Below are 21,823 nucleotides of genomic sequence, written 5' to 3'. Positions count from 1 at the left end.
CCGCACCTGCCATGCGAGTCGTGCGCCCCCGGCCGACCAAGTCATGCCTCGCGCGCGGTGCCGCCCCATCCCGGGCTGTCGGGCCGCGCCGCACGAGCAGGTCATGGCCCGCGCACAGCGCCGCACCGGCTCCCACTGCCCTGGCGCCCCGGCCGAGCGGATCATGCCGGACGGGGCTCGCCTGGTGCGCCGGCCCGGCCACGCACGTCATGCCGCACCGGTCACGGTGGCGGCGGCGCCGTGCTTGTCGAGGGCGGTCAGCCAGGTCGTGATCCCGGCGCGGACCGTGGCGTCCCCGGCCAGCGACGGCGGGAAGATCTCGGGGATCCCGAGCAGCGCCTGCACGATCCCGTCCGGGCCCGGCGCGGCGCCGGCGAGCTCGGTGCGGATCCGGTCGGCCAGGGGATCGTTCAGCGGGAGGTCGCGGCCGTCGTCGGTGCGTCCCTGGACAAAGCGCATCCAGGCGGCGACGGCCAGCAGCGCCCAGTGCGGATCGGCGCCGGCGGCGCGGCGGTCGGCGACCGTGTGCAGGATCCGCTGCGGCAGCTTCTGGGATCCGTCCATGGCGACCTGTACGGTCCGGTAGGCGATCGCGGTGTCCGCGAAGCGTGCGAGGACCGAGTCGCCGTAGTCCAGGACCGTCACCCCGTCCGGCGGGACCAGGGTCGGCGCGATGTCCTCGGCGATCAGGCGGTGCAGCAGGTCGCGCATGCCGGGCAGGTCCAGCGCCCCGGCGATGGTCTCGCATCCGGCCAGCGCCCCCAGGTACGCCAGCGTGGAGTGCACGCCGTTGAGCGTGCGCAGCTTGAGCCGTTCCCAGGGCCGGGCATCGCCGGTCAGCACCACGCCCGCCCGCTCCCAGGCCGGGCGCCCGCCGGGGAAGTCGTCCTCCACGACCCACTGCCGGTACGGCTCCCCGGCCACCGCGGCCAGGTCGTCCACCCCGAGCGCCGCGGCCGCCGTGGCCAGCGTGTCCGGCGTCGTGGCGGGCACGATGCGGTCGACCATCGAGCCCGGGAAGCCGACCGAGGCGGCCACCCAGTCGCGCAGCCCGGGCACCCGCTCGGTGAGCGTTTCGATCACCCCGCGCAGCCAGCGGCCGTTCGAGGGCAGGTTGTCGCAGCTGAGCAACGCGATCGGTCCCGCGTCCGCCCGGCGCCGCGCGTCCAGGGCCCGGACCAGCAGCGCGGGCATCGCCGCCGTGGGGGCGTACCCCTTCTCGGTGATCGTGAGCGTGACCACCCGCACGCCGGGGTCGGCCAGCAGCGCGACCACCTCGTCGCCCGCCGACGGAGCGTGCAGAACGCCGGTGAGCGAACCGACAACCCGCGTCCCGCCGCCGGCGTCGGACAGGGTCGTCACGCTGAACAAGCCGTCCTGCGCGCGCAGCGCGTCGGCCACGCCGGTCGAGTGCGGCGCGACCGCGGTGATGCCCCAGTCGCCGCCGCCCGCCGCGATCGCCTCCTCGGTGTAGACGGCCTGGTGCGCCCGGAAGAACGCGCCCGGCCCGAGGTGCACGATCCCGGTCCGCAACGACCGGGAGTCGACGAGCGGCCGGGTCTCCGCGGGCAGCGAGGCCAGGGTGCCGTGACCGAGGCGGCGCGGGCCGAGGTTGCCGGCGCGGCGGGCGTTGCCGTCGAGGCGGCCCCACTTGTCCGTGCTCATCGCCACACCGGCCCGTCCGGGAAGCGGAACTCCGCCAGCGACGACGGTTTGATCGTGGCGCTGTAGCCGGGCTGTTCGGGCAGGACGTAGCGGCCGTTCCGCGTACGGACGGGGTCGGTGAAGTGCTCGTGCAGATGGTCCACGTACTCGACCATGCGCCCGTCGAGGCTCGTGCCCACGCGCAGGTAGTCGAAGGCGAACAGATGTTGCACGAGTTCACACAAACCGACACCGCCGGCGTGCGGGCACACCGAGACGCCGTACTTGGCCGCCAGCAGCAGCTCGGCCAGCACCTCCGGCACGCCGCCCACGCGGCACGCGTCGATCTGCACCACGCGTACGGCCTCGGCCTGCAGCAGTTGCTTGAAGATGACGCGGTTCGCGGCCACCTCGCCCGTCGCCACCCGGATCGGCGCGACCGCCCGCTGCACCCGGGCGTGCCCGAGGACGTCGTCCGGGTGGGTGGGCTCCTCGATCCAGTACGGGTCCGCGACCGCGAGCTCCGCCATCCGATCGATCGCCTCGCCGACGTCCCAGACCTGGTTGGCGTCCATCATGAGCAGCGCGTCCGGCCCGATCTCGGCCCGGATGATCCGCGCCCGGCGCACGTCGGCGGCCGGCTCCCCGCCGACCTTCATCTTCACCGCGCGCCAGCCCTCGGCCGCGGCCGCCCGGGCGAGGTCACGCACCTTCTCGTCGGGATAACCCAGCCACCCCACACTCGTCGTGTACGACGGCAGCCCCTCGCGGGCGAGCTGGGCGCGCCGATCGTCCTGCCCGACCAGCCCCTTGTCCAGGATGGCCGCCGCGTCCGCCGGGGTCAGCGCGTCGCTGAGATGATGGAAGTCGATGCTCGCCACGAGCTTTTCCGTGGGCAGTTCGCTCAGGAACCGCCACATCGGCTTGTCCGCCGCCTTCGCGTGCAGGTCCCAGACGGCGTTGACCAGGGCGCCCGTCGCCATGTGGATGACGCCCTTCTCCGGCCCCAGCCACCGCAACTGGACATCCTGACTGAGCGAACGCGCAAACCCGGCCGGGTCGGCCCACAGCTCCTCGAGCGTGCGCCCCTCCACGTGGTGCGCCAGCGCCCGTACGGCCGCGCAGGTCAGCTCGTTGCCCCGCCCGTTGGTGAAGGTGAAGCCCGCCCCGGTGAGCGACGTGTCGGTCCGCAGCTCCACGTAGGTCGCCGAGTAGTCGCCCCGGTTGATCGCATCCGAGCCATCCCCCTGCGCCGCGGTCGGGAACCGCACATCATGCACGTCCACGCCGACGATCCGCGTCATCGCGCGACCTCCTGTCCTGCGGCGAGCGAGACCACGCCCGCTCCGCATTGTGCGGCGGCGGAAAGGTGCGCACCCGCGTCACGTTCGCGGGCCACGCGCTCCGTGGCGAAGAACGGAGTGCCCGCGAAGGTGTGCGCGGCGGGAAAGAACGAGGCCGCCAAGGTGTGCGCGGCGGAGAAGGGCGTGCCCGCGAAGGTGCGCGGGGCGCTGCGGTGGCGGCTCATTGCGCTGCCTCCCGGGCCGCAGCGGCGGAGGCAGAAGAAGGCCCCGGCGGGGAGTCGAGGCGGAAGATCTTCCTGGGCAGGTGGTAGGCGAGGTCCGCGATCGTCTCCGCCGCCTCGTCGAAGGGCAGCCGGTCCTGCACCACCAGTGACGCCAGGTAGGCGGCGTCGGCGCGGCGGGCCACGTCGTGGCGGACCGGGATCGAGCAGAAGGCGCGGGTGTCGTCGACGAAGCCGGCCGTGTTGTAGAAGCCGGCGCTGTCGGTCACCGCCTCGCGGAAGCGGCGCAGCCCGTCCGGCGTGTCGAGGAACCACCACGGCGCACCCAGGTACACGGCCGCGTAGCCGCCGGCCAGCGGGGCCAGCTCCCTGCTGTACGTGTGCTCGTCGAGCGTGTACACGACGAGCCGCAGCCGCGGGTCGTTGCCGTACTCCTCCAGCAGCGGCCGCAGGGCGTGCACGTAGTCGGTGGCCTGCGGGATGTCGCCGCCCACGTCCCGCCCGTGCCTCTCGTGCAGCGGGCCGTTGTGGTTACGCACCGCGCCGGGGTGCAGCTGGAGTACCAGGCCGTCGTCGAGGGACATGCGCGCGAACTCCACGAGCATGTGCGCCCGGAACAGTTCCGCGTCCGCCGCCGTCGCCGTGCCGCGGAGTGCGCGTTCGAACAAGGCGCGCACGTCCGTGTCGCTCAGTCGCTCAGTACGGGCGGTGAGGTGCCCGTGGTCCGACGACGTCGCCCCGGCCTCGATGAACGCCGCCCGCCGCGCCCGCAGCGCGTCGAGATAGCCGCTGAACGTCGTCGTGTCCGAGCCGGTCAGCTCGCCGAGCCGGGCGACCTTCGCGGCCCAGCCGTCGAACTCGATGTCCACCACCTCGTCCGGCCGGAACGTGGTGATGACCCGGCCGCCCGGCCCGCCCCACCCGTCGGCGGCCAGTTTGGCGTGCCGGGACAGGTCGTCCAACGGCGACTCGGTGGTGGCCAGTACCTCGATGCCGAAGCGCTCGAACAGCGCCCGGGGGCGGAACGCCGGCTCGGCCAGCCGCTCGCTGATCTCGTCGTACAGGCGATCGGCCGTCGCGGCGCTCAGGGGCGTGCCGATGCCGAACACGCGCGTGAACGTCTGCTCCAGCCACAGCCGCGACGGCGTGCCGCGGAAGAGGTGCCAGTTCGAGGCGAGCAGGCGCCAGATCGCGCGGCCGTCCGTCTCGACCGGGCTGCCGTCGCGCGTGGGCACGCCGAGCCGCGCCGGCGGGATGCCCTGGCTGAACAGCATCCGGGTGACGTAGTGGTCGGGCACGACCAGCAGGTGCGCGGGGTCGGGGAACGGCTCGTCCCCGGCGAGCAGGCCGGGGTCGACGTGCCCGTGCGGGCAGATCAGCGGCAGGTCGCGGACGAGCGCGTGCAGCTCGACGGCGATGTCCCGCTGCCGGGCATCGGTGGCGAAGACAGGATCGGGCACGGTCACCTCGGAAGCAGTCGGTCCGAACAGCGGCGGGGAGGGGGTCAGGGAAGCAGGTCGAGGTCTTTGACGAGTACGGGCGCCCCGGTGCGCAGGGACTGGTTGGCGGCCAGCCCGGTGGCCAGGGCCAGGGCGCCGTCGCGGGCGGTGGCGGAGCGGGCGAGGGGGTCGGTGGCGGCGCCGAGCAGGACGGCGGTCATGCGTTCGTCGGCGCCCCCGTGCCCGCCACGCGGTGACGGCGGAAGCTCGATCTCGCGGGCGGGCTCCCAGAAGGGGTGCAGGGTCAGCCGCCGGTGCCCCTGCTCCGGGTTCTCGGTCATGCCGTGCACGGCGGCGCCCTTCAGGGACCCGGCGGCGGCGAGGCTGACGTGGTCGTTCTCGACGACCTCGAGCTCCAGGCGCCCCCGGCTCCCGTTGACCATGAGCCGATAGCCCTCCCACGGCGCGTACGCGGTCAGGTGGTAGGTCATCGTCGCCCCGGTGTCGTAGCGCACGAGCACCGCCATGTCGTCCTCGATGGTCACTCCCGGCGCGAAGACATTCTGGTCGCGGTGGTAGCCGTCGAGATGCTCGGCGTCGAGGTAGAGGGCCCGGAGCCGGGGATTGTCCGCGAGGTGCAGCGCGAACGGGTCGTCGGAGGCAGCCGGGCTGCCGTGGACACGGTCGTACTCCCGCGCGTACCCGTGGCGCTTGCCGTTCTCGCCGTAGAAGAAGAGCCTGCCGGAGGCGTAGACCTCCGCAGGCGCCGTGCCCAGCCACCAGTTGACCAGGTCGAAGTGGTGGCCGGCCTTGTGCACGAGCAGGCCGCCGGAGTTGGCCTTGTCGCGGTGCCAGCGGCGGAAGTAGTCGGCGCCGTGCCGGACGTCGAGCAGCCACTCGAAGTGCACCGAGCCGATCTCGCCCACCGCACCCTCGGCGAGCAGCATCCGGACGCGTTCGTGCACCGGGTTGAAGCGGTAGTTGAACGCGACCGACACCTGCCGCCCGGTCCGCGCGATGGCGTCGAGGACGGCGCGGCAGCCCGTGATGTCGGTGGTCATCGGCTTCTCGGTGATGACGTCGCAGCCCGCCTCGAGCGCGGTGACGATGTGCCCGGCGTGGGTGGCGTCGACGCTGGTGACGATCAGGACGTCGACGCGCTCGCGGGCGAGCATCGTGGCCAGCTCGCCCGCCGGGTAGGCCGGGACGGGCGCCGGGAGCCACCCGTTGTGGACCGCCATCCGGTGCTGGTTGGTGTCGCAGAAGGCGACGAGCCGGGCCGTCGCGGCGTGGTCGGCCGTGATCGCCCGGACGAACATCTCGGCGCGGGCCCCGGTGCCCACCAGAGCGAAGCGTCGGGTCATGCCGGACCTCCGAGAAGAAGCGACAAACGTTTGCAAGGAAACTAGGCACGTCAATGTCTGTGCGTCAACGGGCGGCGCCGGATTGTCCACTTCTGACCGGCTGCGTAGCCGTTTCGGTGCGGAGCCGGTCACCCATTCGCAACAAACAACCATTGACACCGCTGCAACCGCTTGCATTAATGGGCCAACGCAGTGACGCACGCCACTGTCTGGAACCGCTCCCACGGCGAGCGGAAATGGATCATAAAAGCGAAGGGGGCGCGAGCATGCCGGCCACGATTCGCGACGTCGCCCGGGCCTCCGGCGTGCACATCTCCACGGTCTCCCGCACGTTCTCCGCCCCGCACCTGGTCAACGTCGAGACCCGCACCCGGGTGCTGGCCTGCGCCGAGCAGCTCGGCTACCGCCCGAACCGGGCCGCCCGCGCGCTCATCACCGGCCGCACCTGCAACATCGGGCTGATCGTCGCGGACATCGCGAACCCGTTCTTCCCGCCGCTGATCAAGGCGGCGGAGAGCCAGGCGCGCAAGCACGACCACCACATCTTCGTGGCCGACACCAACGAGGACGCGATCGCCGAGGAGGAGCTCGTCCGGGCCCTGGCGAAACAGGTCGACGGCGTGCTGCTGTGCAGCCCCCGGATGAGCAACAGCCTGATCGAGCAGCTCAGCCGCGAGGTGCCGCTGGTCGTGGTCAACCGGCAGATCACCGGGCTGCCCGCCGTGGTCATGGACGTGGCCCAGGGCGCGCGCCTGGCGATCGAGCACCTGACCGGGCTGGGGCACCGGTCGATCGCGCTCGCGGCGGGACCGCGGGGGTCGTGGACGAGCAAGGAGATCCGCCGCTCGGCCGCGGCTGCCGCCCGTGCGGCGGGGGCCGATCTGCTCGTCACCGGCCCCAACGCGCCCACCGAGGACGGGGGGCTGGCCGCCGCCGACACGGTCGCCAGGGCCGGTGTCACCGCGGTGCTCGCCTACAACGACCTCATGGCCCTGGGGCTGATCGAGGGCCTGCACGGCCGGGGCCTGCGGGTGCCCCGCGACGTCAGCGTGGTCGGCATCGACGACATCGCGCTGAGCCGCCTCACCCGCCCCAAGCTGACCACGGTGGCGACGCCCACCGCCGCCGCCGGCAGGGCGGCCGTCGACATGCTCCTCGCGTACGGCGACGACCGTCGCACCACCGCACTGATCAATCTGCAGACCGAGCTGGTGGTGCGCGACTCCACGAGCCCGGTTCCCGAAAAAGTCTTGTGACGACTGGAGTGCCATGCTGCGCACACAACTCCGGCGGCGCCGCCTGCTCGCCGCCGCGCTGACCGTACCTCTGCTGCTGGGAGCCGCCGCGTGCGGTGGCGACGACGACGCCGGCGACGGCAAGGTCGAGCTGTCGATCTTCTGGTGGGGCGCCGAGAACCGCGCCCAGCTCACCGAGAAGGCGCTCGACCTCTACACGTCGAAGCACCCGGACGTGACGTTCAAGAAGACCTGGCAGGCCAACCAGGGCTACTTCGACAAGCTGGCCACGCTGACCGCCGGGGGCAACGCCCCGGACATCTTCCAGATCGACGACAACTACATCGCCGAGTACGCCACCCGCAACGTGACCCTGGACCTGACGCCCTACCAGCAGAGCGGCAAGGTGGACACGTCGAAGTTCCCCGAGGGCCTGTGGAAGTACGGCGTGGTCGACGGCAAGCTCGCCGGCCTGTCGTTCGGGGAGAACACCCAGGGGCTGGTCTACAACAAGACGCTGCTGGCCAAGCACAAGCTGCCCGAGCCCACGATCGGGATGAGCTGGGACGACCTGATCAGCTGGGCGGCCAACGTCAGCAAGGTCACCAAGGTTCCGGGCACGCAGGACCCGTCCGCCACGTACCAGGCGTTCTGGGTGTGGATCCGGCAGCAGGGCAAGGACCTCTACAACGGCAAGGAGCTGGGCTTCACCGAGCAGGACGTGACCGCCTGGTTCGACCTGTGGAAGAAGGCCCGCGAGCAGGGCGCCACGCCCACCCCCGACGTGATCCACGAGGGCAACGTCACCGACATCAGCAAGCAGCTCGTGGTCACCGGCAAGGCGGCGACCAGCTGGGTGTGGGCCAACCAGATGCCGGAGCTGAAGAAGAACACCGCCGACGAGCTGGGCGTGGTGTCCTACCCGGGCGACCCGAGCGCGCAGTGGGCCCGGGCGTCCATGTACTTCTCGGTCTTCCGCGGCAGCAAGCACAAGGACGCCGCCGTGGACGTGCTGAACTTCCTGGCCAACGACCCGGAGGCCGGCAAGATCCTGGGCACCGACCGCGGCCTGCCGTCCAACCTCGACATCCGCAAGGAGGTCGCCGCGACCACGACCGACCCGGCCATGAAGGCGTCGATCGCGGTGGAGGACCAGCTCGTGCCGAAGTTCGGCCCGGCGCCGGCGGTTCCGCTGCCCGGCCACAGCAAGGTCAAGACCGAGCTGGTCAAGGCCGCCGAGGAGGTCCAGTACGGGCGCCAGGCGCCCGCCCAGGCCGCGGCCGCCTACGTCGCCGCCGCCAAGGCCGCGATCGGACAGGGCTGACCTACGTGGCTGTCATGAGTCCGGCACCACCCCGGGAGCCTGCCACCCACCGGCAGGCCCCGGGCGTGGCCCGCCGCCGGGAGAATCTGCCCGGCTACCTGTTCCTCAGCCCGTGGCTGCTCGGCCTCGCGGTGATCACGGCGATCCCGATGCTGCTGTCGCTCTACCTCAGCTTCACCAACTACGACGTGCTCACCCCGCTGACCGAGGCCGAGTGGGTGGGCTGGGACAACTACCGGCGGATGTTCACCGACGACCCGTCGTACTGGCACTCGGTGCGCGTCACCGTGACGTTCGCGCTGGTGGCCGTGCCGTTGAAGCTGGCCGCGGCCCTCGGGGTGGCGCTGCTGCTCAACCGGGTCTTCCGCGGGGTCGGGTTGTTCCGCGGGCTGTTCTATCTGCCGTCGCTGCTCGGCGGCAGCGTCGCGCTCGCCATCGTCTGGGTGAGCATGTTCAACCGGGACGGCGCCTTCAACTCGCTGCTCGGCGTCTTCGGCATCGAGGGCGCGCCCTGGGTCAATGATCCGAAATGGGCGCTGGAAACGCTCATGCTGCTGGCGATCTGGCAGTTCGGCGCGCCGATGATCATTTTCCTGGCCGGCCTGAAACAGGTCCCCGCGGAACTGTACGAGGCCGCGTCGGTCGACGGCGCCGGCGCCTGGCGGCAATTCGTGCACATCACGCTGCCGATGCTGTCCCCGGTGATCTTCTTCAACCTGGTGCTGGAGACGATCAACGGCTTCCAGGGATTCACCTCCGCCTTCGTCATCAGCAACGGCGAGGGCGGCCCGGTCGACTCCACGCTGATGTACACGCTGAACCTTTACATCAACGGATTCGTCCGCCTCGACATGGGTTACGCGTCCGCGATGGCGTGGGTGTTCCTGCTCGCGATCGGCCTGATCACGGTCGTGCTGTTCCGCACCGGCCGGTTCTGGGTCCACTACTCCGACAGCGAGGGCCGCTGATGCGCCGCTATCTCCGCGTGCTCGTGCTCCTGCTCATCGTCGTCGTGGTGCTCTATCCGCTGATCTGGATGGTCGGCACGTCCGTCAAGTCACCGCAGGAGATCGCCAGCAACATCGGGCTGGTGCCCGAGACGTTCACGCCGTCGAACTTCACCAACGGCTGGAACAACTTCGACGTCAGCTTCGGGCGCTTCTTCCTCAACAGCGCCCTGGTGTCGATCCTGACGGTGGTGGGCAACGTGATCAGCTGCCTGCTCGCCGCGTACGCCCTCGGGCGGCTCCGGTTCCGCCTGCGCGGCCTGTGGTTCGCGGTCATGATCGGGACGCTGCTGCTGCCCGGGCACGTGCTGATCATCCCGCAGTACATCCTCTTCCGGACGCTCGGCTGGGTGGGCGGCGACTTCCCGTACCTGCCGCTGCTGGTGCCGCAGTTCCTGGCGACCGAGGCGTTCTTCGTCTTCCTCATGGTGCAGTTCATGCGGGGGATCCCGCGGGAGCTGGACGAGGCGGCGACGATCGACGGCGCCAGCCCGTACCGGATCTTCCAGCACGTCATCCTGCCGCTCAGCCGCCCGGCGCTGGTGACCACGGCGATCTTCTCGTTCATCTGGACCTGGAACGACTTCTTCCGCCAGCTGGTCTACCTGTCCGAGCTGAACGACTACACCGCCCCGGTGGCGCTGACGCTGTTCATCGACTCCACGAGCGAGTCGGCGGTGGGGCCCATGTTCGCCATGTCGTTGTTGTCGCTCGTCCCCGTGTTCCTGTTCTTCGTCGCCTTCCAGCGGCTGCTCGTGGAGGGCATCAACACCAGCGGCCTCAAGGGGTGAAGTGCCATGCGTCGTGATTGGCGTGATTCCGCCCGTACGGCGGCCGATCTCGCGGTCCTGGGCTTTCTGGTCACGGGGGCGGCGCTGCCGGTGGTCACGGCGGGCGCGGCCGTCGCCACCGGCAGCGCGGCGATCCGCCACCACCTCGACCACGACACGTGGCCCTCGCCGCGGTCGCTGGGGGCGACCTTCGCGCGCTCCCTGCTGCCCGGCCTGGGCTGGTCGCTCGCGCTGGTCGCGGCGCTCGCGCTGATCACGATCGACTTCCTGGCCGTACGCTCGGGAGCAGCGCCCGGCGGTCCCGTGGCCCTCGCCGCGCTGCTCGTGACCGCCCTCGGCGTGACCGGCCTCGCGGGGCTGCTCGCGGTGACCGCCTCCCCGCGAGCGGCCCGGCGCCTCGCCCGCCCGGGCACCCTCCTCGCGTCCGCCGGCGTGGTGGGGCTGGCGGGCGTGCTCGCCGTGCTGGTCCACCCGGCCCTGGTCCCCGTGCTGGCCGGCTACGCCCTCTTCGCCCTCCACGTCGTCGCCCGGCGCGCATCCTCCCGCGAGCCCGCCCCCGAACCCCGGCCCGCGCCCTCGCGCCAGCCGGCCGTTTCGCCGCATCCGACCGTCGAGGCCGTGGGCCCGCGGACCCTCGCCGGGCGCCCGGGAGCCTTCGCGCGCCGCACCCGTCGCGGAGTTGTGGCGGGGTAGACGCTCTTAGCTGTTGTCATCTAACATTTCAGTTGTGGAGCGGGTCGGGCGGAGCTTGTTGCGGGATGCGGCGTATCAGCGGCTGCGTGCCGCGATCGTGGACGGCAGCCTCGCGCCCGGTGCCGCGCTGCGGCCCGACGATCTCGCGGACCGCCTCGGGCTGTCCAAGGCGCCGGTGCGCGACGCCATCAGCCGGCTCACCGCGGAGGGGCTCGTCGAGAGCAAGCCGCAGAGCTACACGCGGGTCACGCCGCTGGTCGAGAAGGATGTCGCCGACGCGGCCACGGTCGTCGGGGCGATGCACGACCTGGCGCTGCGATCGGTCGCGCTCACCGCGGGGCAGCTCGGCCGCATGCGTACGGCGGGGGAGCGCTTCGCCGCCGCGGTGCGCTCCGGCGACCTCGACGCGGCGCTCGACGCCGACGACGAGCTGCATGCCGTGCCCGTCCTCGCGTGCGGCAACGCGGCCGCCGCGCTCACCATCGAACGTTTCACCCCGCTGATCCGCCGTGCCGAACGGTTGCTGTGGGCATCGCCGCACGGCGAGCGCTCGGTGCGGCAGCACGACGAGCTCATCGAGGCGCTCACCGCCGGCGACGTGACCCGGGCCGTCGCCGTCAACCGCGTGATCTGGGGCCGCATCCACCAGGGGGACCACCATGGCACTGACTGACTTCGAGCGTTATCCGCTGCTGCTCGGGCCGTCGCCCGTACACAAGCTGGAGAGGCTGACCCGGCACCTGGCCGGCGCCGAGCTGTGGGCCAAGCGCGAGGACGTCAACTCCGGCATCGCCTTCGGCGGCAACAAGACCCGCAAGCTCGAGTACCTCGTGGCCGACGCGCTGGCGCAGGGCTGCGACACGCTGGTGTCCATCGGCGGCGTGCAGTCCAACCACACGCGGCAGGTCGCGGCCGTCGCGGCGTACGCCGGGCTGAAGTGCGTGCTCGTGCAGGAGAGCTGGGTCGACTGGCCGGACAGCGTCTACGACAAGGTCGGCAACATCCTCATCAGCCGGCTCGCCGGGGCGGACGTGCGGCTGGTCAAGGCCGGCTTCGGCATCGGCTTCAAGGAGAGCTGGGACCTCGCGCTCGCCGAGGTCGAGGCGGCGGGCGGCAAGCCCTACGCCATCCCGGCCGGCGCCTCCGACCATCGCCTGGGCGGCCTGGGCTTCGCGGGCTGGGCGGCCGAGGTCGCGCGGCAGGAGGCCGAGCTGGGCGTCTTCTTCGACACGATCGTCGTCTGCTCGGTCACCGGCAGCACCCAGGCCGGCATGATCGCGGGCTTCGCGGCCCTCGGCGACGACCGGCCCCGCCGCGTCCTGGGCATCGACGGCTCCGCCAAGCCCGCCGAGACCCGCGACCAGGTCGCCCGGATCGCCCGCGCCACGGCGGCGCTGATCGGGGTGGAGCGGGAGCTGACCGAGGAGGAGATCGTCCTGGACGACAGGTACCACGCCGGCACGTACGGGATCCCGGACGAGGCCACTCTGGACGCGATGAAGCTGGGCGCGCGCACCGAGGGCATGGTCACGGATCCGGTCTACGAGGGCAAGAGCCTGGCCGCCCTCATCGACCTCGTGTCGCGCCGCGAGATCCCGGCCTCGTCCACCGTCCTGTACGCCCACCTGGGCGGGCAGCCGGCCCTGAACGGCTACTCGGCGCTCTTCTCCTGAGCCCGGCGCGAGGGGCTTGACGGAATTATCACGGAGACCATAGAAATAGGCGGTGATCGCTGCCCTCCTCGCCGGCGTGCTCGCCGCCACGACGCTCGGTGCCGTCCCGGTCCACGGTGCCGAGCGCGTCGTCTACCGGACGGACACGGCCGACATCGCCAACCCGGACCGCGGGCTCTACCACCACAGCGGCGACTGCGACGCCACGACGTTCGACCCCGCCGTGCTGCGCGCCTATCGGACCGAGGAGCACATCTCGCTGGTGATGTGCATTTTCTATCTGCGGGGATTCCAGGACGCGCCGATCGGTGCGGCGGCGCTGGCGCACTTCGAGGAGCAGGCCGGCGCGGTGCGGGCGGCCGGGCTCAAGATGGTGCTCCGGTTCGCGTACACCGACGATCCGGCCGGGGACGACGCCCCCGTCGAGCGGGTGCTGGGGCACATCGGGCAGCTGACGCCGTACCTGCGGGCGAACGCCGACGTCATCCACGTCGTGCAGGCGGGCTTCGTCGGGGCGTGGGGCGAGTGGTACTACACCCGGCACTTCGGCAACGAGGGCGTCGTCTCGGCCGCCGACCAGGCCAACCGGCGCCGGGTCGTCGACCGGCTGCTGGCGGCCCTGCCCGCGTCGCGTCAGGTGCAACTGCGCACCCCCCACTACAAGCGCACCCTGTACGGGACGGAGCCGGTCGGCCCCGGGCAGGCGTACACGGACACGCCGCAGGCGCGCGTCGGGCACCACAACGACTGCTTCCTCGCGCCCTACGACGACTACGGCACCTACGTGGATCCGGCGGTCGAGTATCCGTATCTGCGGGCGGACACCTCGTATGTCGCCATGGGCGGGGAGACCTGCGTCGCGAACCCGCCGCGCAGCGACTGCCCGACGGCGCTGGCGGAGCTGAGCGGCTTCCACTGGACCTTCCTCAACACCGACTATCAGCGGGACGTGCTGCGGGGCTGGGAGGCGGGCGGCTGCTGGGACACCGTGCGCCGATCGCTGGGATACCGTCTCGCGCTCACCGACAGCACCGTCGCCGTCCGCGGAGCCACGCTGACCGTACGGCTGGGGCTGCGCAACGACGGCTGGGCGGCGCCGATCAATGCCCGTGGCGCCGAGCTCGTGCTGCGCGACGGCGCGCGGGTGCACCGGATCCCGATCCCCTCCGACCTGCGGCGCTGGCAGGACAGGGTGACGGTCACGGCGTCGCTGGCCGGGATCCCGTCGGGGCGCTACCAGCTGCTGCTCAACCTGCCCGACGCGAGTCCGTCGCTGCGGGACCGTCCGGAGTACTCGATCCGGCTCGCCAATGTGGGCACGTGGGAGGCGGCCACCGGCTACAACGATCTGCAGCAGACGGTGTCAGTGACCCACGGCCACCTTCACCAGTGAGACGCCGGCGGCCGCGGCGGCCAGCAGCACGCCCGCCAGCAGGGTGCGCGCGGACGGGCGCCCCGATCGGAGCCGCTCCATCAGCAACCCGATCAGGGCCATGCGCAGCAGCAGGTACGCCTCCGAGGTCACCAGGGCCGCCTGCCCGGGCACCCAGTGCCACGCCCCGGCCGCGAGCAGCGCCGCCGGCACCAGCCCCGAGGTGAGCACGGGCCAGGAGTCGCGCAGCTCGTGCCACAGGTCCGCGCGGGTCAGCGGCAGCTCGGAGCGGACGTTGTGCCCGACGACGTCGGCGAACACGTGCGCCAGGTAGGTCGACGCCGCCACCCCGAGCACCAGCAGGGCGGCGTGGGCGTGGTGCAGGTCCGCGGGCAGCAGCGGCACGGTGGTGGCGAAGACGATGATGTTCCCGTAGACGTACGCCGAGATCCGCGCCGCGGCCTGCTCGCGTGGCAGGGCCGGGTCGGCCCGGTAGCGGACGACCCGTTCGCGCAGACTCTGATCTCGCATGCCGCCACGCTACCGACTGCGGGACTACCACGGGCGCGGTACAGCGATGCCTACGGCGGGAGGATGCGGCGCCGCGCCCGCCAGGGCACTCTGGACCGGTGACCATCCTGGCTTCCGCTCCGGCCGTGCTCCCGTGGCAGGGCGACCGTGCCGCCCTGACCGCCGCCGTCGCCGCCGGGCAGCACGTCGTGCTCGACCTCGCCGACGTGCCGGGCCTCGACCACGACAGCCTCGCCCTGCTCGTCCGTGCCCGCCAGGACCTGCGCCGGCGCGGCGGACACCTGTGCCTGGCGGCCCCGTCCCGGCTGGTCCTCACGGTCCTGCACACCATGCGGCTGGAGGCGGCGTTTCCGACCTTCGCCACTCCCGGCGCCGCCCTGAGCTGGGTCGCGGGCGACCCGGCGGACGAGACCCCCGTGCCGCTGTGGCTGGGCGACCCCGCCGTAAGCTGAGGGCGTGCAACCCGCTCTGCGGTACGCCGCCGAGGAGTGGGGCGCGCCGGAACTCGACGCGATCGCGGACCACGTCGCGCGGCTGTCCGGGGATCCGGTGGACGAGCCCGGCGCGGGCCCGGGGGAGCGGGACGGCTACGAGCAGCACGAGGAGCTCGGCGCCTGGCAGCACGACGACGTGGCCGGGGTGCTGGCGGAGCTCTTCGACGATGCGTTGCCCGGGGACACCTGCCGGCCGTGGACGGCGGAGCGGGTGCCGGTGCTCGCCGCCCTCGCCGTCGACCAGCGGCTCACCGACTACCACCGCGCCTGGGCCGTCGCCTACCTCGTCGCCGTCGCGACGGCCGGCCGGCGCCGGGCGGACGGTCCCGAGAACGCGGACGAGCGGGCAGCGCGTGCCGCCGTGGCCGCGGCCGTGCCGGACATCGCCGCGCGGGCCGACGACTCGGAGCTGTTCGGCTTCCTCGCGGCCGCGCTGGCCCTGGCCTGCCCCGAAGCGGGCGCCGCGGCGCTGGCCGGGCGTGCGGCCCGGCGCTGGGCGGGGCAGCTCCCGATCGTCCCGGAGCTGCTGTTCGACGAGTTGTTCCGCGCGACCGGGTCAGGGGTTGAGCTCGGCCAGGCGTAGCACCAGGTGCAGCGTCAGCCGGTCGGTGCCGTCCTCCAGGTCGTAGCCGGTCAGGGCCGTGACGCGGCGCAGGCGGTGGTAGAGGGTCTGGCGGTGGATCGCCAGGGCGGCGGCCGTGCGCTGGGCGTTGCCGGCCAGGTCCAGATAGGTACGCGCGGTGCGCACCAGCTCCGGGTCGCCGTCGAGCAGCCGCCGGGCGCGGTCGTCGGTGAGCGTGGCGGCGAGGGTGGCGGGCTCCGCCAGGGCCAGCAGGCGCAGGGCGCCCAGCTCCGGCCAGGACCGGACGCCGACGCCGCCCGGGGCGGCCCGCAGGGCCAGGCGCAGCGCCGCGCCGGCCTGGCGCCAGGCGGTGTGGCCGTCGGTGGGGTCGACGGTGCCGGAGACGCCCGCCGCCACGCCGCCGTGGTGCTCGGCGAGCAGGGAGCGGGCGGCCTGCTCGGCGATGGCCGCCGGATCGGGGGTGCCGGCCGGGAGGACGAGGGCGCTGCGCTGCCCGATGGGGGTGCTCAGGACGCCGCGGGGCAGCAGCCAGGTGTTGACCGGGCCGACCGGGCCGGCGTCGCGGCGGGCCAGGGCGACCAGGACGACGCCGTCGCGGGCCGGGATCAGGCCGTCGCGGCGCAGGTCCTCGGCGGCTCGGGCGCGGGCGCCGGCGTCGGGGGAGAGGAGGTCGGCGACGGCCAGGGAGGTGCGGTCGCTGGCCTGGGCGCGGCGGGCCATGGAGACGGCGAGCTGGTCGACGATGCCGGCGAGCGCGCGCACCGCGGCGACCGGCACGGTCTCGTCCGGGTCGAGGAGCCAGAGATAGCCGTACGCCACTCCGCGCCAGCGGACCGGGATGCACCAGCGGGCGTACAGGCCCGGGATGGCGTCGGCGGGGATCCGCAGCGGCTCCTCGGCGGCCGCGATGCCGAACGCCGCGAACTGGCGCTGGACGTCGGGGCTGGAGCGGCGGCGCAGGATCGAGCGGCGACGGACCTCGTCGAGCACCTCCTCGTGGCCGGAGGAGGCGACCAGGTGCAGCTCGCGGTCCTCGAGCGTGGTCGGCGCCCCGGTGCGGGCGGCGACGGTGTCGACCAGGTCCTGCAGCTGCGCCGGGTCGCCCTCAATCATCATCCAAATGTACAACGACGTCACTCAAGCAGATGACATTTGTATCTGGTGCCCGGCGCGTGATCTTTCTAGCGTTCGAGGGGAATGAAGGAGGCCTCCATGTTCGGACGGCTGGTGCTGGCGGTGGCCGGCAACCCGGCGGTGCGGTCCACGGTGACGCGCACCCCGCTCGCGCGCCCGGTGGTGTCGCGGTTCGTCGCCGGCGAGCGGACGAGTGACGCGCTGGCCGCCGTCCGCGAGCTGCGCGGCGCCGGGCTCCAGGTGACGCTGGACCACCTCGGCGAGGACATCACCGACTTCGCGACGGCCGAGCGCACCGTGGCGGCGTACCGGGAGATCGTCACCCGGCTCGCGGAGGACGGCCTGGCCGCGGGCAACGAGATCTCCGTCAAGCTGTCGGCCCTGGGCCAGTCGCTGGGCGCGGACGGCCCCGAGCGGGCCACCGCCTACGCGCTGCAGCTCGCCGGGCACGCCTACGCCCACGGCGTCGACGTCACGCTCGACATGGAGGACCACACCACCGTCGACCTGACCCTCGAGACGCTGCGCACCCTGCGCAAGGACTTCCCGCGGACGGGCTGCGTGCTGCAGGCCATGCTGCACCGCACCGAGGGCGACGCCCGCGACCTCGCCGTCGCGGGTTCCCGGGTGCGCGTCGTGAAGGGCGCCTACGCCGAGCCGTCGACGGTCGCGCACCAGGCGAAGACCGACGTCGACCGGGCGTACGTGCGGATCCTGCGCATCCTCGGCGAGTCCGAGGCCTACCCGATGGTGGCCACGCACGACCCGCGGATCATCGACATCGCCGAGCGGCTGCTCACGCCGCTCGGGTCGGACGCCGAGTTCCAGATGCTCTACGGCATCCGCGCCGCCGAGCAGCGGCGGCTGGCCGACGCCGGCCACACCGTGCGCGTCTACGTGCCCTACGGCACCGACTGGTACGGCTACTTCTCGCGGCGCCTCGCCGAGCGCCCCGCGAACCTCGCCTTCTTCCTTCGCTCCCTTGCCACCACGTCTTGAGAGGCCCGCTGTGACCATCCAGGTGCCCCCGGCTCGCAACGAGCCCGTCCTCAACTACGCGCCCGGTTCCCCGGAGCGGGCGGAGCTGGAGAAGCGCCTCGCCGAGATCGCCGGCGAGCGCCACGAGCTGACCGCCACCATCGGCGGAGCCCGGCGCATGCCGAGCGGCGACGCGTTCGACGTCGTCGTGCCGCACCGGCACGCCCAGGTGCTCGGCACCTCCGCGCACTCGACCCGGGCGGACGCCGCCGCCGCGGTCCACGCCGCCAAGAGCGCGGCCGCCGACTGGGCCGCCCTGTCCTTCGAGGACCGTGCCGCCGTCTTCCTCAAGGCCGCCGACCTGCTCGCCGGCCCGTGGCGGCAGACCCTCAACGCCGCCACCATGCTCGGCCAGAGCAAGACCTCCTACCAGGCCGAGATCGACGCCGCGTGCGAGCTGATCGACTTCTGGCGCTACAACGTCCAGTTCGCCACCGAGATCCACGCCGAGCAGCCCGTCTCCGGCCCCGGCATGTGGAACAGGCTGGACCACCGCCCGCTCGAGGGCTTCGTCTACGCGGTCACGCCGTTCAACTTCACCTCGATCGGCGCCAACCTGCCCACCGCCCCGGCGCTCATGGGCAACACGGTCATCTGGAAGCCGGCCCCGACCCAGCAGCTCTCCGCGCACTTCACCATGCGCCTGCTCGAGGCCGCCGGGCTGCCCGCCGGCGTCATCAACATGCTGCCCGGCGACGGCCTCGCCGTGTCCGACGTCGTGCTGGCCGACCCCGACCTGGCCGGCATCCACTTCACCGGCTCGACGAAGGTGTTCCAGCACCTGTGGCAGACGGTCGGCTCGAACATCGCGAGCTACCGCAGCTACCCGCGGCTGGTCGGCGAGACCGGCGGCAAGGACTTCATCGTCGCCCACCCGTCGGCCGACCCCGCCGTGCTGCGGACGGCCATGATCCGTGGCGCCTTCGAGTACCAGGGGCAGAAGTGCTCGGCGGCCTCCCGGGCGTACGTGCCGCGCAGCGTCTGGAACGTCATCAAGGACGACCTGGTCGCCCTCACCGAGGGCCTGCCCATGGGCGACCCCGCCGACTTCGGCAACTTCCTGAGCGCCGTCATCGACCGCCGCTCCTACGACCGGCTGGCCAAGGTGCTCGACCGCGCCCACCACGAGGACTCGCTGGCGGTCATCGCGGGCGGCACGGCGGACGACAGCGAGGGCTACTTCGTGCGCCCCACGATCATCGAGGGCACGGACCCCGCGCACGACGTCTTCACCACCGAGTTCTTCGGCCCGGTCCTGGCCGTCCACGTCTACGACGACGCGAAGTACGAGACCGGGCTGCACCAGATGGAGTCCGCGGCTCCGTACGCCCTGACCGGCGCGATCATCGCGCAGGACCGCACCGCCATCGCCCAGGCCCAGCACTTCCTGCGCCACGCGGCCGGCAACTTCTACATCAACGACAAGCCCACCGGTGCCGTGGTCGGCCAGCAGCCCTTCGGCGGCGGCCGTGCCTCCGGCACCAACGACAAGGCCGGAGCGGCCAGCAACCTGCGCCGCTGGACCAGCCCGCGGGCCGTCAAGGAGACCTTCGTCCCCGCGACGGACCACCGCTACCCGCACATGGGCTGACCTGCGCCGGAAGCCCTCCCGCACAACGGGAGGGCTTCCGCCGCACCCCGATCCCCCGTGTATCGTCGCCGCAGCATGCATTGATCATGGCAGTGCCTCACGGGGGAGGAGCGGCTGTGCCGCACACAGGAGAAGATCTCGGCGTCGACATCTACAACCTCTGGGTCGCCGGAACCAGACACCTACCGGCCGTGGCCGACCAGTTCCGCCACGCCCGGACCGAGTTGTTCCGCACGACGGGCACGGACGAGGTGTTCCACCGCTCGCCGAGCATCGGGGGCACGTGGCGGGGTCCGGCATTCGAGGGCTTCAACGCCTTCCGCGACGCGATGGGACGGGTGCTGCAGGACAGCGCCGACAACATGGACGCCGCCGGCCACGCCCTCGAAACGGCCGCCCAGGGCTATGCGGCGACCGACGCCGAGGCCGGCGAGCGGTTCAGCAAGCTGCGTGCCGATGGCGCGGACGGGGCGTACTGAGGTGGCGTACAGCTTCGCGCAGATCGGCGCCGCGATCGAGGCCGTGCAGAAGAAGGCGATCGAGAAGGCCTGCCTGCAGCGGGCCATCCCGCCGTGGGACCACTCCGAGCGCGATTACGACCAGAACATCCAGATGGGCGAGATCCAGCAGTACTTCTCCACGGTGCCGTCGCTGATCGGGCCCTTCCAGGACATGCCCGCAGCGAGCGAGTTCACGACGATCCAGGACCTGCTCAGCGGCAGCGCGCAGTACCTGGCCACCACGCAGAACACCCCGCGCGCCGAGTACGCCCTGCCCGGCGAGCCGCGCACCGAGTATGCCGGAGCCGTGACGACCAGCACCTATCTCAGCGAGTGGAGCGGACGGGCCGCCCGGGAGTTCCGGACCAACTATCTAGACCCGCTGCCGATTCAGCTGGGCGGCCAGTTCAACGCCGTGTCGGCCGCACACGCCATGATGGTCGCCGAGGCCAAGCTCTGGGACGCGGTCCGCGAGGACGTGATGACCAACATCAACGGCTGCCTCGGCGCCCTCGATCAGCTCGACAAGTGGTGCGGCAAGAACGGCTGGACCATCACGCTGACCGCCGTCGCCTCGATCGCGACCATCGCCGCTGTCCCGCTCTCGGCCGGAGTGGCCATTCCGCTGGCACTGGCGACCGCCGACGCCGGATCGTCGTTCGCGGTCTCCCTGCTCAAGGACGACCCGCCCCCGCCGTCGAAGGCGTACAACGGCGGCACGGCGGAGGAACTGGTGATGCAGCTGGCTCGCGCCCTGCAGGACACGATCGACCAGCTCGTGCAGGAGGAGAGCCGGATCGGGGCGTTCCTCACCCTGCTGGCGGGCACGCTCGACGGCGCCAACCGCGAGAAGTTCGTGCCCAAGCGGCCCCTGCTGGCCGGGACCACCGACGCCAACTATGCCGACGACCAGAACCTCGGGACGGCGAGCTGACGTGAGCGACCTGACCAGCCGCCTCGATGCCGTGCACCTGCACGCCTCCGCTCCGGCGGGTGGTGTGCACGCCGAGTTGCGCGGCGACTCCGAGATCACCCTCTACCTTTCCACCGGCTACTACACCGAGGCGACCGAGAGTGAGCTCGGCCGCCGCCTTGAGCAGCTCGGCAAGCTCCTGTGGGCCGAGCGGATCCGGGCTTATCGCCGGCTCGCGGAGCAACCCGGCAGCGGGGTGCTGCTCATCGACCCCGATCCGCATCTCAGCCGGGAGGACGCCCGCTTCGTCGTAGAGCGGGGTCGCCTGGTCGCCACGGGAGCCTCACCCGACGGCCATGTCACGATCGAGGTACGAGGCATGAGCGACTGGAAGGTGACCGTGCGGCCGGGCAGCCTGCGCGTGCTCGACGAGGACACCTTCACCCGCGCCGTCGAGATCGCCGCGGCACGCATGATCGAGGACCAGTTCATGAAGAACCTCCAGCTCAAGGCCCAGGCGTACGGGGAGCCGGCGTGAAGAAGCTCGTTCTGTCCCTTGTCCTGCTGATCCTCGGCGGCGTCCTGGCCTTCCTCGTGCCGACCGTGGCACGGACCAGCCAGCCCGACTTCGCCGACGCAAAGCGGACCGGCACCGGCACCTCTTACGTGTGCGTCGAGCAGGGGCCGCTCACGCTCGGCGGGTTCGGGTACACCAGCAAGTGCACCGTCCGGGTGACGTGGGACGACGGCACGACGGAGACCGTGGACCCCGACCGGTACGGCTTTGCGGAGAGCGGCGAGCGGTTCACCATCGGGGAGCTGGAGAACGGGACCTTTGCGCGGCCCGATCGGCCGTTCAGGGTGGGGGCGGTTGTCGGTTCCTGGGTGCTGGGGGTGCTGGCTGCCGGGGCGCTGGTGGGGGGCTTGGTGGCCGGGGTGGTGTTCGTGCGGCGGCACGTCAATTTCACCTGA

General features: G+C 72.1%; 23 protein-coding genes. 16 read left to right on the top strand and 7 right to left on the bottom strand.

From position 1 onward, the window contains the following. Nucleotides 1-207: 207 nt before the first annotated feature. Genes RBH18_RS20760 through RBH18_RS20740 form a run of 5 tightly spaced genes read right to left on the bottom strand, consistent with a single transcriptional unit; the run spans nucleotide 208 to nucleotide 5,972 of the window. On the bottom strand, nucleotides 208-1,665 hold the full coding sequence (locus tag RBH18_RS20760) for a mannitol dehydrogenase family protein (protein ID WP_306210242.1): 1,458 nt from the start codon (nucleotides 1,663-1,665) through the stop codon (nucleotides 208-210). After that, nucleotides 1,662-2,948 (bottom strand): enolase C-terminal domain-like protein, encoded by a 1,287-nt coding sequence (locus tag RBH18_RS20755; RefSeq protein WP_306210240.1) that lies wholly within the window; start codon nucleotides 2,946-2,948, stop codon nucleotides 1,662-1,664. Before RBH18_RS20755 ends, RBH18_RS20760 begins: the two co-directional genes overlap by 4 nt. Continuing rightward, nucleotides 2,945-3,172 (bottom strand): hypothetical protein, encoded by a 228-nt coding sequence (locus RBH18_RS20750; RefSeq protein ID WP_306210238.1) that lies wholly within the window; start codon nucleotides 3,170-3,172, stop codon nucleotides 2,945-2,947. The genes RBH18_RS20755 and RBH18_RS20750 overlap by 4 nt, the downstream gene beginning before the upstream one ends. Beyond that, nucleotides 3,169-4,629 (bottom strand): glucuronate isomerase, encoded by a 1,461-nt coding sequence (uxaC, locus tag RBH18_RS20745; protein ID WP_306210236.1) that lies wholly within the window; start codon nucleotides 4,627-4,629, stop codon nucleotides 3,169-3,171. Before uxaC ends, RBH18_RS20750 begins: the two co-directional genes overlap by 4 nt. A gap of 44 nt (nucleotides 4,630-4,673) precedes the next feature. Then, nucleotides 4,674-5,972, bottom strand: a complete 1,299-nt coding sequence (locus tag RBH18_RS20740; RefSeq protein WP_306210234.1) for a Gfo/Idh/MocA family protein — start codon at nucleotides 5,970-5,972, stop codon at nucleotides 4,674-4,676. A 266-nt stretch (nucleotides 5,973-6,238) separates the two neighbouring features. Here RBH18_RS20740 and RBH18_RS20735 point away from each other — a divergent pair, with 266 nt between their 5' ends. From RBH18_RS20735 to RBH18_RS20700, 8 genes are read left to right on the top strand one after another with little or no spacing between them, the layout of a single operon-like run. Further along, the gene (locus RBH18_RS20735; protein WP_306210232.1) at nucleotides 6,239-7,228 is read left to right on the top strand and encodes a LacI family DNA-binding transcriptional regulator; all 990 of its coding nucleotides are present in this window, start codon (nucleotides 6,239-6,241) and stop codon (nucleotides 7,226-7,228) included. A 13-nt stretch (nucleotides 7,229-7,241) separates the two neighbouring features. Then, entirely contained in the window at nucleotides 7,242-8,531 is a 1,290-nt protein-coding gene (locus RBH18_RS20730; protein ID WP_306210229.1) for an ABC transporter substrate-binding protein, read from the top strand. Between the two features lie 14 nt (nucleotides 8,532-8,545). Continuing rightward, nucleotides 8,546-9,499 (top strand): carbohydrate ABC transporter permease, encoded by a 954-nt coding sequence (locus RBH18_RS20725; RefSeq protein ID WP_306210228.1) that lies wholly within the window; start codon nucleotides 8,546-8,548, stop codon nucleotides 9,497-9,499. Then, the gene (locus tag RBH18_RS20720) at nucleotides 9,499-10,329 is read left to right on the top strand and encodes a carbohydrate ABC transporter permease (protein ID WP_306210226.1); all 831 of its coding nucleotides are present in this window, start codon (nucleotides 9,499-9,501) and stop codon (nucleotides 10,327-10,329) included. The genes RBH18_RS20725 and RBH18_RS20720 overlap by 1 nt, the downstream gene beginning before the upstream one ends. Before the next feature lie 6 nt (nucleotides 10,330-10,335). Continuing rightward, nucleotides 10,336-11,022: a hypothetical protein gene (locus tag RBH18_RS20715; protein WP_306210225.1), complete on the top strand. Its 687-nt coding sequence runs from the start codon at nucleotides 10,336-10,338 to the stop codon at nucleotides 11,020-11,022. Nucleotides 11,023-11,056: 34 nt separating this feature from the next. Continuing rightward, on the top strand, nucleotides 11,057-11,695 hold the full coding sequence (locus RBH18_RS20710) for a GntR family transcriptional regulator (RefSeq protein ID WP_306210223.1): 639 nt from the start codon (nucleotides 11,057-11,059) through the stop codon (nucleotides 11,693-11,695). Next, nucleotides 11,682-12,695 (top strand): 1-aminocyclopropane-1-carboxylate deaminase, encoded by a 1,014-nt coding sequence (locus RBH18_RS20705; RefSeq protein WP_306210221.1) that lies wholly within the window; start codon nucleotides 11,682-11,684, stop codon nucleotides 12,693-12,695. Before RBH18_RS20710 ends, RBH18_RS20705 begins: the two co-directional genes overlap by 14 nt. Nucleotides 12,696-12,747: 52 nt before the next feature. After that, nucleotides 12,748-14,088, top strand: coding sequence for a DUF4832 domain-containing protein (locus RBH18_RS20700; RefSeq protein ID WP_306210219.1), 1,341 nt, complete (start codon nucleotides 12,748-12,750; stop codon nucleotides 14,086-14,088). Here RBH18_RS20700 and RBH18_RS20695 read toward each other — a convergent pair. After that, a complete protein-coding gene (locus RBH18_RS20695) occupies nucleotides 14,059-14,598 on the bottom strand; it encodes a hypothetical protein (protein WP_306210218.1) in 540 nt (179 codons plus the stop codon). The two genes, RBH18_RS20700 and RBH18_RS20695, sit on opposite strands and share 30 nt — an antisense overlap. Nucleotides 14,599-14,696: 98 nt before the next feature. On the opposite strand from RBH18_RS20695, the gene RBH18_RS20690 reads away from it, so the two are divergent. Together RBH18_RS20690 and RBH18_RS20685 are read left to right on the top strand one after the other, a co-directional pair. Beyond that, the gene (locus tag RBH18_RS20690) at nucleotides 14,697-15,050 is read left to right on the top strand and encodes an STAS domain-containing protein (RefSeq protein ID WP_372338953.1); all 354 of its coding nucleotides are present in this window, start codon (nucleotides 14,697-14,699) and stop codon (nucleotides 15,048-15,050) included. A 4-nt stretch (nucleotides 15,051-15,054) separates the two neighbouring features. Then, entirely contained in the window at nucleotides 15,055-15,675 is a 621-nt protein-coding gene (locus tag RBH18_RS20685; RefSeq protein WP_306210216.1) for a hypothetical protein, read from the top strand. Here the strand turns inward: RBH18_RS20685 and RBH18_RS20680 are convergent. Further along, nucleotides 15,649-16,788, bottom strand: a complete 1,140-nt coding sequence (locus RBH18_RS20680) for a PucR family transcriptional regulator (RefSeq protein ID WP_306210214.1) — start codon at nucleotides 16,786-16,788, stop codon at nucleotides 15,649-15,651. The genes RBH18_RS20685 and RBH18_RS20680 overlap by 27 nt on opposite strands. Before the next feature lie 99 nt (nucleotides 16,789-16,887). Between RBH18_RS20680 and RBH18_RS20675 the strand changes: the two genes are divergently transcribed. From RBH18_RS20675 to RBH18_RS20650, 6 genes are all read left to right on the top strand, one after another. Continuing rightward, the gene (locus RBH18_RS20675; RefSeq protein ID WP_306210212.1) at nucleotides 16,888-17,808 is read left to right on the top strand and encodes a proline dehydrogenase family protein; all 921 of its coding nucleotides are present in this window, start codon (nucleotides 16,888-16,890) and stop codon (nucleotides 17,806-17,808) included. Nucleotides 17,809-17,818: 10 nt separating this feature from the next. Next, nucleotides 17,819-19,438: an L-glutamate gamma-semialdehyde dehydrogenase gene (gene pruA / locus RBH18_RS20670; RefSeq protein ID WP_306210210.1), complete on the top strand. Its 1,620-nt coding sequence runs from the start codon at nucleotides 17,819-17,821 to the stop codon at nucleotides 19,436-19,438. 116 nt (nucleotides 19,439-19,554) lie between these two features. Then, complete coding sequence (locus tag RBH18_RS20665; RefSeq protein WP_306210209.1) at nucleotides 19,555-19,917, top strand: WXG100 family type VII secretion target; 363 nt, start codon at nucleotides 19,555-19,557, stop codon at nucleotides 19,915-19,917. Then, nucleotides 19,895-20,872 (top strand): hypothetical protein, encoded by a 978-nt coding sequence (locus tag RBH18_RS20660; RefSeq protein WP_306210208.1) that lies wholly within the window; start codon nucleotides 19,895-19,897, stop codon nucleotides 20,870-20,872. The genes RBH18_RS20665 and RBH18_RS20660 overlap by 23 nt, the downstream gene beginning before the upstream one ends. A 1-nt stretch (nucleotide 20,873) precedes the next feature. Beyond that, nucleotides 20,874-21,389, top strand: a complete 516-nt coding sequence (locus RBH18_RS20655; RefSeq protein ID WP_306210206.1) for a hypothetical protein — start codon at nucleotides 20,874-20,876, stop codon at nucleotides 21,387-21,389. Next, entirely contained in the window at nucleotides 21,386-21,823 is a 438-nt protein-coding gene (locus RBH18_RS20650; RefSeq protein WP_306210204.1) for a DUF6346 domain-containing protein, read from the top strand. The genes RBH18_RS20655 and RBH18_RS20650 overlap by 4 nt, the downstream gene beginning before the upstream one ends.

The sequence above is a fragment of the Actinoplanes oryzae genome (assembly GCF_030757795.1).
Taxonomy (GTDB): domain Bacteria; phylum Actinomycetota; class Actinomycetes; order Mycobacteriales; family Micromonosporaceae; genus Actinoplanes.
The sequence above is the reverse complement of the archived record's forward strand: the minus strand, read 5'-3'. Positions and strand labels throughout refer to the sequence as shown.

What these genes read in the sequence shown, in the direction of transcription:
- RBH18_RS20760 (WP_306210242.1), bottom strand. Translation starts at nt 1,665, where the DNA reads ATGAGCACGGACAAGTGGGGCCGCCTCGACGGCAACGCCCGCCGCGCC.
- RBH18_RS20755 (WP_306210240.1), bottom strand. Translation starts at nt 2,948, where the DNA reads ATGACGCGGATCGTCGGCGTGGACGTGCATGATGTGCGGTTCCCGACC.
- RBH18_RS20750 (WP_306210238.1), bottom strand. Translation starts at nt 3,172, where the DNA reads ATGAGCCGCCACCGCAGCGCCCCGCGCACCTTCGCGGGCACGCCCTTC.
- RBH18_RS20740 (WP_306210234.1), bottom strand. Translation starts at nt 5,972, where the DNA reads ATGACCCGACGCTTCGCTCTGGTGGGCACCGGGGCCCGCGCCGAGATG.
- RBH18_RS20735 (WP_306210232.1), top strand. Translation starts at nt 6,239, where the DNA reads ATGCCGGCCACGATTCGCGACGTCGCCCGGGCCTCCGGCGTGCACATC.
- RBH18_RS20730 (WP_306210229.1), top strand. Translation starts at nt 7,242, where the DNA reads ATGCTGCGCACACAACTCCGGCGGCGCCGCCTGCTCGCCGCCGCGCTG.
- RBH18_RS20725 (WP_306210228.1), top strand. Translation starts at nt 8,546, where the DNA reads ATGAGTCCGGCACCACCCCGGGAGCCTGCCACCCACCGGCAGGCCCCG.
- RBH18_RS20720 (WP_306210226.1), top strand. Translation starts at nt 9,499, where the DNA reads ATGCGCCGCTATCTCCGCGTGCTCGTGCTCCTGCTCATCGTCGTCGTG.
- RBH18_RS20715 (WP_306210225.1), top strand. Translation starts at nt 10,336, where the DNA reads ATGCGTCGTGATTGGCGTGATTCCGCCCGTACGGCGGCCGATCTCGCG.
- RBH18_RS20705 (WP_306210221.1), top strand. Translation starts at nt 11,682, where the DNA reads ATGGCACTGACTGACTTCGAGCGTTATCCGCTGCTGCTCGGGCCGTCG.
- RBH18_RS20695 (WP_306210218.1), bottom strand. Translation starts at nt 14,598, where the DNA reads ATGCGAGATCAGAGTCTGCGCGAACGGGTCGTCCGCTACCGGGCCGAC.
- RBH18_RS20680 (WP_306210214.1), bottom strand. Translation starts at nt 16,788, where the DNA reads ATGATTGAGGGCGACCCGGCGCAGCTGCAGGACCTGGTCGACACCGTC.
- RBH18_RS20675 (WP_306210212.1), top strand. Translation starts at nt 16,888, where the DNA reads ATGTTCGGACGGCTGGTGCTGGCGGTGGCCGGCAACCCGGCGGTGCGG.
- RBH18_RS20660 (WP_306210208.1), top strand. Translation starts at nt 19,895, where the DNA reads ATGGCGCGGACGGGGCGTACTGAGGTGGCGTACAGCTTCGCGCAGATC.